10 protein-coding genes are annotated in these 16,408 nt (G+C 35.3%); 7 read left to right on the top strand and 3 right to left on the bottom strand.

The window, feature by feature from the left end; genetic code table 11:
• The first annotated feature begins 47 nt into the window (after positions 1-47).
• The 3 genes from B5X62_RS08775 to B5X62_RS08765 all read left to right on the top strand — a co-directional run bounded on the left by B5X62_RS08775 (position 48) and on the right by B5X62_RS08765 (position 4,437).
• Positions 48-2,186 carry a S46 family peptidase gene (locus tag B5X62_RS08775; RefSeq protein WP_079667059.1) on the top strand — a complete coding sequence of 713 codons (2,139 nt, stop codon included), beginning with the start codon at positions 48-50 and terminating at the stop codon, positions 2,184-2,186.
• Between the two features lie 138 nt (positions 2,187-2,324).
• The gene (locus tag B5X62_RS08770; protein WP_221405225.1) at positions 2,325-3,284 is read left to right on the top strand and encodes a polysaccharide deacetylase family protein; all 960 of its coding nucleotides are present in this window, start codon (positions 2,325-2,327) and stop codon (positions 3,282-3,284) included.
• Positions 3,285-3,363: 79 nt separating this feature from the next.
• The gene (locus B5X62_RS08765; RefSeq protein WP_159447641.1) at positions 3,364-4,437 is read left to right on the top strand and encodes a GNAT family N-acetyltransferase; all 1,074 of its coding nucleotides are present in this window, start codon (positions 3,364-3,366) and stop codon (positions 4,435-4,437) included.
• On the opposite strand, the gene B5X62_RS08760 is transcribed toward B5X62_RS08765, so the two are convergent.
• The 3 genes from B5X62_RS08760 to B5X62_RS08750 form a co-directional block, all read right to left on the bottom strand.
• Positions 4,434-5,879: a hypothetical protein gene (locus B5X62_RS08760; RefSeq protein WP_144038343.1), complete on the bottom strand. Its 1,446-nt coding sequence runs from the start codon at positions 5,877-5,879 to the stop codon at positions 4,434-4,436. The two genes, B5X62_RS08765 and B5X62_RS08760, sit on opposite strands and share 4 nt — an antisense overlap.
• 170 nt (positions 5,880-6,049) lie before the next feature.
• Positions 6,050-7,363 carry an ABC transporter permease gene (locus B5X62_RS08755; protein ID WP_079667055.1) on the bottom strand — a complete coding sequence of 438 codons (1,314 nt, stop codon included), beginning with the start codon at positions 7,361-7,363 and terminating at the stop codon, positions 6,050-6,052.
• A gap of 21 nt (positions 7,364-7,384) precedes the next feature.
• Complete coding sequence (locus tag B5X62_RS08750) at positions 7,385-8,293, bottom strand: ABC transporter ATP-binding protein (protein WP_079667054.1); 909 nt, start codon at positions 8,291-8,293, stop codon at positions 7,385-7,387.
• 781 nt (positions 8,294-9,074) lie between these two features.
• Here B5X62_RS08750 and B5X62_RS08740 point away from each other — a divergent pair.
• The 4 genes from B5X62_RS08740 (at position 9,075) to B5X62_RS08725 (ending at position 16,312) form a co-directional block, all read left to right on the top strand.
• On the top strand, positions 9,075-9,983 hold the full coding sequence (locus B5X62_RS08740) for an AEC family transporter (RefSeq protein ID WP_079667052.1): 909 nt from the start codon (positions 9,075-9,077) through the stop codon (positions 9,981-9,983).
• A 291-nt stretch (positions 9,984-10,274) separates the two neighbouring features.
• Complete coding sequence (gene priA, locus B5X62_RS08735; protein WP_079667051.1) at positions 10,275-12,722, top strand: replication restart helicase PriA; 2,448 nt, start codon at positions 10,275-10,277, stop codon at positions 12,720-12,722.
• Between the two features lie 152 nt (positions 12,723-12,874).
• Complete coding sequence (gene dacB, locus B5X62_RS08730) at positions 12,875-14,326, top strand: D-alanyl-D-alanine carboxypeptidase/D-alanyl-D-alanine endopeptidase (RefSeq protein WP_079667050.1); 1,452 nt, start codon at positions 12,875-12,877, stop codon at positions 14,324-14,326.
• A gap of 51 nt (positions 14,327-14,377) precedes the next feature.
• Positions 14,378-16,312, top strand: a complete 1,935-nt coding sequence (locus B5X62_RS08725) for a M1 family metallopeptidase (RefSeq protein ID WP_079667049.1) — start codon at positions 14,378-14,380, stop codon at positions 16,310-16,312.
• Positions 16,313-16,408 lie beyond the last annotated feature (96 nt).

Genomic DNA, 16,408 nt, shown 5'->3' with positions numbered 1-16,408 from the left:
CCGTTCCGATAAAAATGCGTAAATTGGCTCAATTTTAATGCTAAGAAATGAAAAGTAAACTTCTATTATCAGCAATCTTACTACCTGCCGCAATGGCTTTTGCTCAACAATACGGCGGTATGTGGATGCCAACAGAACTTAATGAAAAGGAAATGAAAGATTTGGGTATGAAAATCTCTGCAAAAGACATTTTTGACCCTAGTAAAGCGAGCATCAAAGATGCTGTGGTACAGTTTGATGGTGGATGTACGGCCGAAGTTATCTCGGGACAAGGTTTATTATTGACCAATCACCATTGTGGTTACGATAATATTCAGTCACACTCAACGGTAGAAAATGATCTTTTAACGAATGGTTTTTGGGCTAAAAATATGGAAGGTGAACTTCCAAATCCTGGCGTAACTGTAGATTTCATCGCGGACATCAAAGAAGTGACACCACAGATTTTAGCTGGGACAGACGGACTAACTGGCGCTGCTCTTGATGCGAAAGTAAAACAAAATACAGAGGCCTACATCGCTTCTCAAAAAGTTGAAAATTATCAAAAAGTTACTGTAAAATCAATGTATTACGGTAACAAATATTATGCTTATGTTATCGAAACCTACAAAGACATCCGTCTAGTTGGTGCACCACCACAAAGTATTGGTAAATTCGGAAGCGATACTGACAACTGGGTTTGGCCACGTCACACAGGCGATTTCTCGATGTTCAGAATCTATGCTGACAAAAATAACAAGCCTGCGGAATATTCTAAAGATAACGTGCCTTACAAACCAAAACACTTCTTGCCTATTTCTATCAAAGACAAACAAGAAAATGATTTCACGTTTGTATTTGGTTTCCCAGGAAGAACTACGGAATATCTTCCTGCTATTGCGGTGGAAAAAATCATGAACGAAACCGATCCAGCAATGATTTCGGTGCGTGATGTAACCTTGAAAGTTCTTGACGAAAAAATGAGAACGGACAATGCAACAAGAATTAAATATTCGTCTAAATACGCTCGTATCGCTAACTCTTGGAAAAAATGGATCGGCGAGGTTGAAGGTCTTAAAAAATCAAATGCAGTTGGTAAAAAACAACAATACGAACAGTCTTTGATCTCGAAAAATCCTCAAATAAAAGCAACAATTGACGGATTAAACAAAGCTTACAACGAGCAAGCGCCTTACGCACTTAACAGAGCTTATTATTCTGAATTACCACGAAATGCTGAGACACTAGCTTTGGCAAGTTTGTTCTCTAGTTATGTTGAAGCTGTTGACAACGGAACTTTCAATGCGAAGTCTTTGGACGGTTTTAAAACTAGATTGTCAGAAATCTACAAAGATTATGAAAGTGACTTAGATGCAAAAGTAACGGCTCAGGTTTTGGCTTTGTATGCTACTAAATCTGCACCTCAGTTTTTACCAAGCGGTTTAGAAAAGTTTAAAGATGCAAAAGCGAATGTTGCGGTTTTGGAAAACTATGCTAAAAACTCGATTATTACAGGACAAGCCAATGTAAACGGTGCAACAACTTATAGTGATATCAACAAAGTATTTGCTGACCAAGCGAGTCTTGTTAAAGCTTTGAAAAACGATCCTTTAATCCAGCTTTGGAACAATATTAAAGGCGCTTATGTTAGCACAACACATAGCAAAGTTACAAGTCTACAAGCGGACATCGATGCCTTGCAAAAGACCTTTATGGCGCAACAAATGGCAACGGATAAAGACAGAAAATTCTTCCCAGATGCTAACTCAACGCTACGTGTAACTTACGGAAAAGTAAAAGGATCTAATCCTCGCGATGCGGTTAGCTACGGTTACAAAACCAATCTAGCTGGCGTTATGGAAAAATATGTTCCTGGAGATTACGAATTTGATGTTCCTAAAAAACTAATCAGTCTTTACAATGCTAAAGATTACGGAATCTACAAGGACAAAACTGGCGACGTTCCGGTTAACTTCACAGCAACCAATCACACAACAGGCGGTAACTCGGGTTCTCCAGCTTTGGATGCGTATGGTAACTTGGTTGGTCTTAACTTTGACAGACAATGGGAAGGTACGATGAGTGACATCAACTACGATCCGAAATTCAGTCGCAATATTATGGTGGACACCAAATACATCTTGTTTATCGTTGATAAATTTGCGGATGCCAAATGGCTTCTTAACGAAATGAAGATTATTAAATAGTTTTTAAAATACGATTACAAGTATTAAATAATATTTTCTTAACATTGTCAAGGCGAAAGCTTTGACAATGTTTTTTTTATAGTGAGCGCAAAATCTATCTTTTACAAATCGGCTTCAACTTTCTTGGCTTCTTTTTCTTTGGAGAAACTTACAACGTATCTTCCTTACCGAGATGTGGTTATCGTCTATCACAGCGTAAGTGATGAAAAGCTAAAACACGCCCAATACCTTTTCCCCTATCGTAGTTCGAAAGATTTTATTAAAGATTTGGATGAACTTTCCAAGGTTTTTGACTTTATCGATTGGGACACTTTTTTAGAAAGAAAACCAACTAAAAATAAATCGGGAAAGCCAAAATTATTGTTAACTTTTGATGATGGTTATTCTGACTTTCATGATGTCATCGCTCCTATTTTAAAACAAAAAGGCATCTACGCGACCAACTTTATCAATCCAAAATTTATTGATAACAAAGACCTCATGTGGCGTTGTAAAGCCAGTCTTTTAATTTCAGAGATTGAAGAAAATAAAGATCTTCAACAACAAGTTTTAGGTTTTAAAAGTTTAAAATTAAATCCTGATTTATCAAATATTAAACAAAATCTTCTTTCCATTAAATTTGAAAATCAACATCTTCTGGATGAGCTTGCAGCTTTTTTGAACATCGATTTTAAGACTTATTTAGCACAAAATAAAGTTTATCTCACGACTAACGAATTATTAAAATTAAAACAAGACGGCTTTGGAATTTCGGCGCACGGCTGGGATCATCCTTTGTATCACGAATTAAATCTTGATGCGCAACTTGACAACACGCAAAAAGCTTTGGATATTCTAGAAAAATTAGGATTAAATAATGATTCGTTTGCTTTTCCATTCACGGACTTTGGTGTAAAAAATGATTTTTTCGAAAAGCTATCAAAAGCTAATCCTCGACTTCAATATACTTTTGGTGCAGCTGGACTTAAGCTCGATTCGCGTTTCAAAAACTTGCAACGGATTCCGCTTGAAGTTGAAAATTATTCTGCAAAGCAAGTCATCAAAAACGAAATCATCTATTACAACTTGCTAAAATTAATTGGAAAACACCGAATTTAATTAGAAATCATCAGCCTTTTGCGATGATTAGTTTCGTTTTAAAAATCAAGTTTGTTATATTTGTTTAAAATTGAAAACTGTGATAGAAATTGTCGGACTTAACAAAAAGCAACTTAAAGGATTTACAACTTCGCAAGCCTTTAAAAAGTTTGAGTTTGCGCCAATTTCTGAACTTCGCGAAGTCTCGCACATCGCAAATCCTCGCGCAACTGACGACGATACTTTATTATTTTTAGCCTACGAAGGCGAAGAACTTACGGGTTATCTTGGGATTTTGCCAGATGACATCGCAAAACCAAACGGCGAAGTTTTTCATTTCGGATGGTTTTCGACTTTGTATGTCAGCGAAAAACATCGTGGCAAACAGATTGCGCAAAAACTTCTGTATGCAGCCGAAGCTGCTTACAATGGAAGAATGATGATCACCGAATTCACGGATAGTGCGCATGGACTTTACAAAAAAATTGGGCTTTTTGATGATCTTGAACCTAAACAAGCGGTTCGATATTATTTTAAATCCAATCTTGCGGAAATTCTTCCAGCCAAAAAAGAAGTTTTTAATCGAAACAAAAAATGGATTTTAAGATTTGACAAATTAATAAATCCAGTCATTCCGTATCTTTCTAAATCATCAAAATTAAGTTATTCTATCGCTTACCATTGGGATGACGAATTAAAAAACTTTATTGATAAACAAACTAAAAATCCGTTACATCGAAGCTCAAAAGAGTTCGAGTGGATCCTTAAATATCCTTGGCTTTCAACTCAAAAAGAGCAAGCGAATTATTTGTTTTCATCTTATTCGACTTCCTATCAAATGTTTTGGGTAAAGCTTTACGAAAATGAAATTTTGACAACTTGTTTTTTATGCTCAATCCGAAATTCGCATCTTAAAGTTCTTTATTATTTTGCGGATGATATTTCGAAAATTGCAATTTCACTTCCTGCAATTATCAAAAATTACAAAGTGAAAATGATGACAATCTATGACGATCAACTTAATGAAGAATTAGCAAAAGGACAATCGGTAAAAGCTTTGTACAAACGATATTTTAAAAGAAACTACCTTATCACCAAAACGCTAAAACAAGAGCTTGGCGCCGACTTCCATTACGAATTTGCGGATGGCGATGGCGATTTTAGTTTTACTTAATCACAATTACATTTCGCACGACGATGTCTTTTAAAGTCGTTGTCCCAAAATGGATACAATTTTAATCCTATAAAAAAGTTGGCAGCATGTAATTTTTTATGATTAAACAAGAGCGGAAAAATATTTTCGCTTCCCAATATAAGTGGACCAAGACGTAGATAGGCGCCAAACTGCAAATTTTTATAATCATAAAAAGAGGTTGAAAAACCATAGGCAATTGCAGTTTTTTGAACTGAATAAGTTGCTGAAAGTGCATTAATTCTTTTAAGACTGTTTTCAAAAATTGGTGTGCGTTGTATCCAATTAAAACTCAAATAGTGATTCGGTCTTATATTTTTACTCAGAGCTAAATGAATACTCGTTGGTAACCCGATTTTGAAACCGTCAGAAATATGAGATTTATTTGGATCGCCATAAACTTCGTTGCTTAACAATCTTAAATACTGCTTAATCGACTCGAACTTGGTGTTATCAAAATTAGGATTATCGTCCAGCAAAACTTTTGTTTCGCCGATAAATACATGATTTTCACCATTAAATTTAACATAACCAACATCCAAAATATTAAAATCAACCTTAAGATCATAAGCCTCGGAATCAGAAAATTTATTAATAAAACTTAAGCCTAGATCTAAGCCTAAACCACTTCCCTGCTGCTTAAAATCATATTTTTTGGTTTCGAAATTATAGTTACTTACGTAGCTTGCAGCGATGTCGTAACTGGTAGCCGTTGTCTGGTCATGATCTTCCGCATTAACTTCTGTACTTAGATGTAAATCCTTATTATTCTGAAGATTATAAGCATCAAAACCCATTTCGTATTTTAGGTTAATACCCAAAACCCACTTGTAATCTGACTGACGAAAAATTTCTGTTGCGAAATTTAATCCCAATTCGCCCCAATTCATAAAACTAGTTTTGAATGGACTGACAGCATAGTCTATTGGTCGTGATAAATTTTGATTCTGAAATCTAAAATAATTGTCAAAATCTACAACTGAGGTTTGGGTTCTCAATCTTGTAAAAAGTCCAATATTAAAATCGGTTTCACCAATTTTTGATTTAAAAGAAAATGACGGTCCCAATACATCGGAATTGAAGAAAAGATTCGCTAAGTCCTTATTGTAATAATCGAAAACGTGGGCTTGACTAGCGCCTGTTATTCCGTTTTTAGGATCAGCAGCGACAATCTCTCCTTTTGTTAACCCCAATAAATTCCCCTTTGAAACATAAGCGTAATCATTGTAAACATTAATATCTTCAGAAAATATTTGGATATCCCAAGGATTTGGGTTGATGTAAGTTTGTGTTGGCGAGAGCGAGCTTGCACTAATCCCGCTATAGATATCATTTGAAAATAATAGGTTTTGTTGCGCTTCTACTTTTTGTAAAATCAACAAAAGCATCGTTAAAAACAGTTTAGAAAAAATCCACTTTTTCACATGCAATTCCGCTATGTAGTAAAAACGAATTTAATACTAATTTCTTATAAGATTTAAAAACAATACAACGATTTATTAATTTAATTAATTTTTAATCTTTTTAATAAATCCCTAATTAAAATCACATAGATTTGGCCGGCCCTCTTATGTTTGAGGGCACGCCCAAAATATTATTTAGTACGAATCCACTTCCAAAGTTCTTTGGCTGTGGCTTTGTTTCCGTACATCAAAATTCCGATTCGGTAGATTTTTGCCGCAACAAAAACCATGAATAGAGTAGAAGCGATAAGCAGCGAAATTGATAATAAAATCTGCCACATCGGAACGCCAAACGGAATTCTTGCAACCATCGCAACTGGCGACGTGAACGGAATAATCGATAACCAAAAACCTAAAGGTCCATCTGGATTATTGAAAATCGTGAAACTTCCGTACATGCCCAACATTAGTGGCATTATCGCAAATAAAGTAAATTGTTGTGTTTCGGTTTCGTTGTCAACAGCCGAACCAATTGCGGCGTACATCGAGCTGTAGAAGATATATCCGCAAAGGAAAAACACGATGAAGACGGCGATTATCAATCCGAAATTCATGTCCAATAATGTGTGTGACACTTGTCCGATAATCTGTTGGATGTCCATTTTGCCCATCGCTTCGCCAGCTTGTCCTTGTACATTGCCTTGCATTGCGGTAAAGCCTGTGTTAAGGAAAAGTGCCGATGTGACAAACATCGCAATCCAAATGATGAACTGCGTCAAAGCCACTAATGTTACACCAATTATTTTCCCCATCATCAATTCGAAGGGTTTAACCGACGAAATGATAATCTCGACAACGCGGTTGTTTTTTTCTTCCAAAACGCTACGCATCACACGAACACCATAGATGATGATGAACATAAAAGTGGCGTACACCAAAACCATGCTTAGTCCAGTTTTGATGCTGAAAGCCATGTCGTTGTCAGGTTTGTTATTTTCGGCAATATTTTGCGTTGTGATTTTGAAACCAGAATTAAGATCAACAATTTGCGTTTCGGAAAGTCCAAGTTGTTTGATTTTTTCTTTTTTTAGAATGTCGCTTAGATCACTGTTTATTGAAGATTTGGTGTCCATTCCGATTTTTTTGTTCGTCAAAAGTTTGGTCGAAGTTTCCAACGAGTTAAAATTTTGATTCTGAACTTGCGGAATAATCAGCAATCCGTCAATACCTTCCATATCTTTCAAAGTACTTGTCAGCGCACGTTCAGTAGATTCGGGTACGAAAGTATAAGTAATGTCTTTTGTCGATTTTAGTTGTTTTGTAAAAATACCACTTTTGTCGATCACATTAAAGTGATATTCGGACTCGTTAGCTTTGAACATAAAAGCGACCAAAACGCCAAAACCAATCATTAGGAGCGGCGCCAAAATCGTAAGAATAATAAAAGATTTTTTCTTAACCTGCGTCAAGTATTCTCTTTTGGTGATAAGTATAATGTTTTTCATTTAGTCAAAAATTAGTGCAGATTAATTAGATTTCACAGCGTTGATGAAAACTTCGTTCATGCTTGGTATTTTTTCGTTGAAGCTTCTCACGTTACCGATATTCATCAGATCTTGAAGCAAAAGATTTCTGTTTTCAACATTTTCAAAATCAAAAGATACCAACGCATTTTCTTCTTTAACATCTTGCAATTGATGCAGATTGCGGAAGTTTTCGAATTTTGAATTGTCGAAATCTGATAAAGTCACTGCAAAAATATTTTGCTTAAACTGCTCTCTAACATCAAAAACTTTTCCGTCCAATACTTTGCGAGAATTGTTGATTAGCGCAACATAATCGCACATCTCTTCAACACTTTCCATGCGGTGTGTCGATAGAATAATCGTGGTTCCGTTTTCTTTAAGTTTTAGGATTTGATCTTTTATCAAATTAGCATTAACAGGGTCAAAACCAGAAAATGGCTCATCCAAAATCAACAATTTTGGGCGGTGCAAAACCGTTACCACAAACTGAATTTTTTGCGCCATACCTTTAGAAAGTTCGCTTAACTTTTTCTTCCACCATTGGTCGATTTCCAATTGCGCAAACCAGTATTTTGCTTGTTCCAAAGCATCTTGACGCGTCATACCTTTCAGCTCACCAAAATATAAAAGTTGGTCGCCGACCGTCATATTTTTATAAAGTCCACGCTCTTCGGGCATATAGCCAATTTGTTTGATGTGCTCGGGATTAAGCGGTTGATCGTTGATCCAAACTTGACCTTCGTCTGGTTGTGTAATTTGATTAATGATACGGATAAAAGAAGTTTTTCCGGCGCCATTAGGGCCCAAAAGTCCATAAATACTCGCGGTAGGAACATTGATGCTGAAATCTTGCAAAGCAACTTTTTTTCCGGCGTTGTAAGTTTTTTTGATGTGTTCTGCTCTTAGCATAATTTTATTTTTTAGGAGCTTTATCACGCTGTCCGCTATATCTTTGGGCTTGTCGCTCGGTCGGCTCCGCTGTGCTCCGCCGCCTCACTCCAACCCAAAGGATGCCGCTTCCATCGTGGCTAGGATTTCTCATCCGTAGAAAGATTCTCCTTTTTTATTGATTTTTTTTGAATCTATAAAATTAGTATAAACTTTCCTGAAATGTTACAGAATTCTTTAGAAAAAATAAGCTTTCAAAACCCTAGAGTTATGCTTTAAGTTTGAAAAAAAAATTTAAAGATAAAGCAACACTTACAAAACTTCCATTTAAAAATATACTAATGCTACAACGCAGTCAATTTGAGATCTTGTGTTGCAGAAGTTCCTCCTCCGTTGGAGATCAAAGATTCGGTGTAGCCAATGTCAAAAAAAAGAAAGGGCCATTCTCAACAAAGCAAAAAATCTTAGGTTATGAATTATTAATAAAACCACTAAAATTAACTTTTGGGTTCTCTGCTCTTGATTCTCGAGTCTTGTTTCTTGTTTCTTGTTTCTTGTTTCTTGATTCTTGATTCTTGATTCTCGGTTCTCGGTTCTCGGCTCCTGATACATTGCTCTTGGTTTGCGGCTCTTTATTCTTTATTCTTTATTCTTTATTCTTTATTCTTGAATATCGGTTCTTGATTCTAGCATCTAAAACCTGACTTTCGACACATTTTTTCAATTATTTGTAAAGACTTTTTTCTAGTTTTTTCAGGCATTGTAACTTTGCAACTTCAAATCTTAAATCTCAGTTCAGAAAATGGTAAATTTTGTTTTGATTGCGGTATGCATTATTGCGGGAATGCTTTTCAAAGCAACAAAATCGATACATCCCGATGCACACAAAGGCATCAATACTTGGATTTTGTATTTGGCATTGCCAGCAGTTTCGTTTAAATATTTACCGAAAGTTCAATGGTCAACGGAAATGCTTTTTCCGATTTTTTCAACTTTGTTAATTGCAGTTGGAAGCGGCATTTTCATGAAATATTATTGCAAATACAAAGGCTATTCTCGTCGTTCGCAGAGCACTTTGGATTTAGCAAGCGGCTACAGTAATACGTCTTTCATCGGTTTTCCGTTGATTTCTGCTTTTTATGGCGAAAGTTTGCTGAGTATCGCCATTATTTGCGACCAAACGATGTTTTTGGCATTATCGACTCTTGGAATTATTTCCGCTTTAAAAGGTGGAAGCAAATCTGGAAATATCAACGCAAAATTTATCCTGAAAAGATTATTTACATTTCCGCCTTTCCTTGGCTGTATCGGTGCTTTGGTGATTTCTCAATTTGTAGATTTAAGTTTTGCAGAACCGTTTTTCGATAAATTGGCAGCAACGGTTGGACCATTAGCATTATTTTCTGTAGGACTTCAATTGAAATTTAATGGTTGGAAAAAATTAATGCCTCAGATTTCCACCTCGATGTTGTACAAACTTATTTTAGCTCCAGCGATCGTTTTTGGATTGGCTTTAATTTTCGGAATTAAAGGCTATGTTGCTAAAATCAGTATTTTCGAGGCAGCAATGCCAACTTTGGTAACATCCAGTATTATTGCAGAACAATTCCGACTCAACACAAAACTCACCAATTTAATCATCGGAATCAGTATTATTGTTGGCTTTTTCACCTCGGCGATGTGGTATGAGTTGATTGGTTTATTTTTCTAAAACAAAGTCATAGTTTTTTTTACCACAAAAGCTACGAAAGTTTAGTAAAACGCAAAGTTAAACAAAGCAATTTCTAAATTATTTTTTAAATTTTTGTCATGTTATATGCTTAACTTTTATAAAATCCTTTGTGTTCTTTTGCATTAAGAAAAAATTTTTATCTCTTCTGCTGTGAAAATATAGTACGATAGCTGTATCTATTAATTAAAAACCTTTACAGCATTACGTTTATAAAATTCTTTTGTTTCTTTTGCGGTAAAAAATCTCTATTTTTACGCTTTAATTCAGATTTTGCATTACGCCCAAGTTATTTTACCGCTCAATCTCGCAGGTTCTTTTACGTATAAAGTGCCTGATGAATTGTTGGACGAAATTCAGCTCGGAATGCGGGTTTTGGTGCAATTTGGTGGTAAGAAAATTTATACAGGAATCGTTTGGGATTTGCATCAAAATGAACCCGAAACTTTTGTCCCGAAAGACATTATTAATATTCTCGACCAAAAGCCGATTCTTCCCATTCAACAAATTGAGTTTTGGAACTGGCTTTCCGATTATTATCTCTGCAATTTGGGCGAAATTTACCGTTTTGCATTTCCGTCTTCCTTAAAATTGGAGAGCGAAACTTATCTTAAATTAAAACCCAATGCCGTTGTCGATTTTCAAAATTTGGATGTTAACGAAATGTACTTAATTCAAGCTTTGGAAGTTCGACAATTGATCAATTTAACGGATATCGAGGCTTTTATTCCAAAAAAAGACATTATTAAAACCATCAATTCGCTTATCGATTTGCAATATATTGAAATTGATGAGCAAGTTGCGGAAAAATACCGAGCCAAGGAAGTGGCTTATGTGAGGATAAAAGATGAGGTTTTAAAGAATTTTGAACTTACCGAAATCCTTTCACAACTGAAAAGAGCGCCAAAACAAAAAGATTTGTTTTTGGCGATTTTGGATAAACAAACCGAAAATCCAGATTCTCCGATAAAAAAATCGGAATTGTTTGATGATGGATTTTTTGCTCATTCACACATCAAATCTTTAATTGATAAAAATTGGGTTGAAGAATATTTTCTTCAAAAAGATAGAATCGATTACTACGACGGCGATACCGAAGATTTAGAAGAGTTGACATCTGCTCAAAAACAAGCTTTGGTTTTGGTGGATAAAGCCTTTTCTGAAAACAAAAATGTGCTCTTGCATGGCGTAACATCTTCAGGAAAAACGCACATTTATTTAGAGAAAATTGAGGAATGCATCAACGAGGGTAGAAAAGTTTTGTTTTTGCTTCCCGAGATTGCTTTAACCAAACAAATTACGCAGCGTTTAGAGAAAAAGTATGGCAGCGCGCTTGGGTTTTATCATCAAAAATTGACCGATTTCGAAAGAGTAGAAGTGTGGCGAAAAGTAAAGAACGATGAACTTAAAATCCTTATCGGAACGCGAAATGCGTTGTTTTTGCCTTATCAAAATTTAGGTTTAATAATTGTTGATGAAGAGCACGATTCTGCTTATCGTCCTAGGGAAGTTTCGCCGTTTTTTAATGCGAAAGATGCTGCACAGATTTTAGGTCAAAAATATAAAGCGAACGTTATTTTGGGTTCTGCGACGCCGTCTGTTGAAAGCTACTTTGCTGCTCGAAAAGATAAATTAGAATACGTTTTTTTAGGTGAAAGATTCGGGAAAGTAGATTTACCGAAGTTTGAACTTATTAATTTTAAAGAAGCTCAAGATTCTAAGAATGTTTCGGGAGATTTTTCGTTTCATTTATTGGAAAATATCAGACAAAATTTAGAACATAAAAATCAGACTATTGTTCTTCACAACCGCCGTGGTTATGCCAATGTTGTGGAATGCGAGTCTTGTGGTTACGTTAATTATTGTTCGAATTGTGATGTTGTGATGACCTATCATAAATATTCGAACGAGATGAAATGCCATTATTGCGGTCAACGTGCTTCGAAACCGAAAACTTGTCCGAAATGCCATTCCGAAAATCTGAATGAAAGAGGTGTTGGCGTAGAGCAAATTCATGAGGAATTGCAAAAACTTTTCCCAGAAGCTGAGGTCGATAGAATGGATGTAGATTCGATGCGCAAGAAATTTGCCTACGAAAAATTATACGAAAAAATAGAAGACCGCGAAACTGACATCATCGTTGGAACGCAAATGATTTCCAAAGGTTTGGATTTTGACCACATCGAATTAGTTGCCATTCCGAGAGCGGATTCTTTAATGTATGTTCAAGATTTTCGGGCGGAAGAAAGAGCTTATCAGTTGATGACGCAGGTTTCTGGACGTGCTGGTCGGGTTTCTGGACAAGGAAAAGTTTTAATTCAAACTTATAATCCTCAAAATCCTGTTTTTGAATTGATTCAACGAAATGATATTCAAGGGATTTACGAATATTTTCTGACTGAGCGCAAAAAATTCCATTATCCGCCATTTACGAAATTGATAATGATAGAACTAAAACACCGCCGAGAAGACAAAGTGAATCGTGCGTCTCAGTTTTTAGGTTCAATCCTTAGAAAATACTTGCCCGAAGATTGCATTTTGGGTCCCGAACCTGCTTCTATAGCACGTTTGAATAATATGTATCAATTTCAAATTTTGCTAAAACTTCCTCGCGGTAAAAACTATTTAATATTTAAAGATTACATCCGCCAAAGCTTTGAAGAATTCGAAGAAATCTCTGCTTATAAAAGTATTAAAAAGCTAGTTTACGTTGATTTTTAACAAAGTTTAACAAAGTTTAAAAGCTTTTATAACGTGTAAGAGCATCGACGGAAGCAATAATGTCTAACTTTACTTCGTTTTGAGAAAGGTTGATTTTATTTGATAAATATAGAATTGTCAAATTTTCAACTTTTTTATCTAAATGTTTGAGAATGAATAAATTTAAGAAATACATTAGCGTACTTAGTTTAGGTTTTTCCATTAGCATTTTTGCACAGACATCTGCAGTATCTTCAATTCCTCAATTTTATGAGCAACCAGGTCTTTTGGCGAAAGAGATTTCTCCCGAAAAATCTTTGTTATCTCCTAAAGAGAATATTGAAGTTAACATCAACAGAATGTTTTCGGATCCTGTTCTAAGAACTGCAAATTGGGGATTTGTTGTGTACGATCCCAAAAGCAACAAGATTATAACATCTTACAACGAAACAACACCATTAATTCCTGCTTCGACGACCAAATTATTAACCACAGAAACGGCTTATTCTTATTTTGGAGGAAACTTCAGATGGAATACGCAGTTGGAGTTTTCAGGAAATATCGATGAAAATGGCGTGTTAGATGGTAATCTTTACATTATTGGAAGTGGTGACCCTTCTTTTGGAGCTTTGCGCGTTGGTTCTACATCGGCTTCAGGTCTGGTTTCGCAATTTATGAATGCTATTCGCGATAAGGGAATAAAAAAAGTAAATGGCGAGATTATAGTAGAAACTGGCGTTTTTAAAGAAAACAAAACGGATTTGCCATCTAATATCGTTTGGTTAGACCATAATAACTACTATTTGCCTGTTGGGACGACAAGAGATATTAATCCAAGAAATGAGAAATTTATTGTTAAACAAAATAATCCTTTTAACAACGAAAAACGTTACTTCTATATGTCGCCATATAATAACAAAATGGTATATGCCGACAAATTTGAAGGTGGAGGATTAACAACAAAATTAGCGGATCCACCAACGACGCTTGCAAATTCTTTAAGAGCATCGATGTTAAAATCTGGTATTGCAGTTCGTGGAAAAGTGACAGCAAGATTTGTCGATCCAACGCCTGAACCAAGAGAAATACTTAGCAATTACAAGTCGCCGATGCTTTCGGAGATTGTACATTATACCAACCAACATAGTGATAATGCCTTGTCGGAAGCTTTGTTAAAATGTTTAGGATTTTATGTTTCTGGAGATCAAGTCGCAGAAGCTGGAAAGCAAGTTGTCCGTACGCATCTTGAAGGAAAATCGTTCGATACCAATGGTCTTAACTATGTTGATGGTAGCGGTTATTCTCGTAGCAATCTCGTGACGCCAATTGCGCAGGTTAAGTTTTTGACTGGATTGATGAAAGAGCCTTATTATAAAGACTATTTTGAATCTCTTCCTATTGCAGGACAGTCTGGGACGCTAAAAAAGATGTTTTTAACGAACTCGAATGGACAGATTTTTGCTAAAACAGGAACTTTAAGTCGTGTAAAAACTCTTGCAGGTTACATAAAAACTAGAAGTGGAAAAACATTAGTTTTCTCACTGTTAATCAACAATTACACTGGGTCTGTTGCACAAGTCAAAGATAGGATGGAGCAACTTTTGGATCCTACTTTAGATTTGTAACACAATATTTTATAATTTTAATACTCGCAACATTGCGAGTATTTTTTTTATATGAAAACAAAATTTACCATTTTAATTTTATCTATGATTTCGGTTTTGAGTTTAGCACAAAGCAGAAACGAACAAGATAAACTGATTGAGAGTGAACGTAAAAGAGCGTCTAAAGCAATGCTTTTTAACGAAAATGAAAATCCAAATACGCTTAATTACGATCTTCGTTACATCCGTATGGAATTGGATCTTGATCCAGCGCAACAATTTGTTAAAGGAAAGGTGACGTCACATTTTAAAATGTTAAGCCCGTCATCAACAATTTATTTTGATTTGTCGAATAATCTTAATGTGAGTGAAGTTAAATATCATAATCAGAATTTGACTTACCAGCAATTATCAACCAAGGAATTGAAAATTAATTTTCCCGCAAGTATTCCTGCTGCAACTTTAGACTCTTTATCTATTTCTTACAGTGGTGTACCTGATGATTCCGATGATGCTTTTTCATCGCAGATGCAAAATGGAGTCCCAATCTTAGCAACATTATCAGAGCCTTTTGGTGCAAAAGAATGGTGGCCAACTAAGCAAAGTCTTAATGACAAGATTGAAAAAATCGATATTAAAATTACAACACCGTCTCAATATAATGTCGCGGCAAATGGCGTTTTGCAATCAGAAACTTCTCTCAGTGGAGGCAAAAAATTGACTTATTGGAAAACTAATATTCCAACGCCTGCTTATTTGGTAGCATTAGGTATTACGAATTATGTCAAACTAAATGATACTTTCGGGACTGGATCGGACGCTTTTCCGTTTGTTAATTACATTTATCCAGCTACCAATAACAACCCTTCTGAGATGAGTAATATCCAATGGACTAAAACTTGTATGGCAAAGTTTGAAGAACATTTTGGACCTTATCCTTTCCGAAGCGAAAAGTATGGACATATGCAATTCAATGCTGGAGGTGGAATGGAGCATACCACGATGAGTAGTATGGGCTATTTTTCGAAAGGCTTAATAGCGCATGAGTTGGCGCATCAATGGTTTGGTGATAAAGTAACTTGTGCCACATGGAATGACATTTGGCTTAACGAAGGTTTTGCAAATTTTGGAGAACATCTTGTCTATGAAAAATTATTGATGACTTCTAGCGACTTTCAGAATTATCTAAAAAATCAAATTGATTATATATCGATGTATCCTACTGGTAGTGTATATATCCAAGATCCGGAACCAAGTTCGAACAGAATTTTTGATGGAAGATTAACCTACGCAAAAGGAGGTTTTGTCTTAAGAATGTTAAAATGGAAACTTGGAGAGCAGAAGTTTTATAATCTCTTGAAAGCTTATACAACGGCACCGCAATTTGCAAATACTTATGCAAAAACTTCGGACTTCGTTACTTTTGTCAATACTTTTACTGGAGAAAATCTCACAGAATTTTTTAATGATTGGGTATATGGCGAAGGCTATCCAACTTATACCGTACGTTGGAAGCCTGGTACAACTAATGTAACATTTAAGATTTCCCAAACGCAAAGCCATAATTCTGTCAATTACTATGAGATGCCTTTACCTATTAAAGTGATGGGTGCTAATGGACAATCAACCCTTATTACATTAGATAATACGATCAATAATCAATATTTCACCAAAGATGTTGGCTTTGCAGTAACCTCAATTTCGTTTGATCCAGAACATCAAATCTTAACACCTAACCCAAGTGTTATTAGAGATAATTCTTTAGCTGTTGAAGACTTTAAAAATTTAAAAAACCAAGTTTATCCAAATCCTACTAAAGCAATTTTAAATATCAAAACTGTTGAACAAATTGCAACGATTGAAGTTTTTGATGCTGTAGGACACAAAGTCAAATCTTATCAAAGTACCAAGACACTTGATTTATCAGAATTGATTGCTGGTACTTATATCGTGAAATTAAATATGGTGGATTCGACTTCAAAAAGTTTTAAGGTTATTAAAAAATAAACTACTACAAAATAACATGTAGATGTTTAAAAAATTTTATCAAAAATAAAAAAGGAGCGTTGATTGTAACGTTCCTTTTTTAGATTGAGTAAACTA

This window comes from Soonwooa buanensis, from assembly GCF_900167905.1.
Taxonomy (GTDB): domain Bacteria; phylum Bacteroidota; class Bacteroidia; order Flavobacteriales; family Weeksellaceae; genus Soonwooa; species Soonwooa buanensis.
The sequence above is the reverse complement of the archived record's forward strand: the minus strand, read 5'-3'. Positions and strand labels throughout refer to the sequence as shown.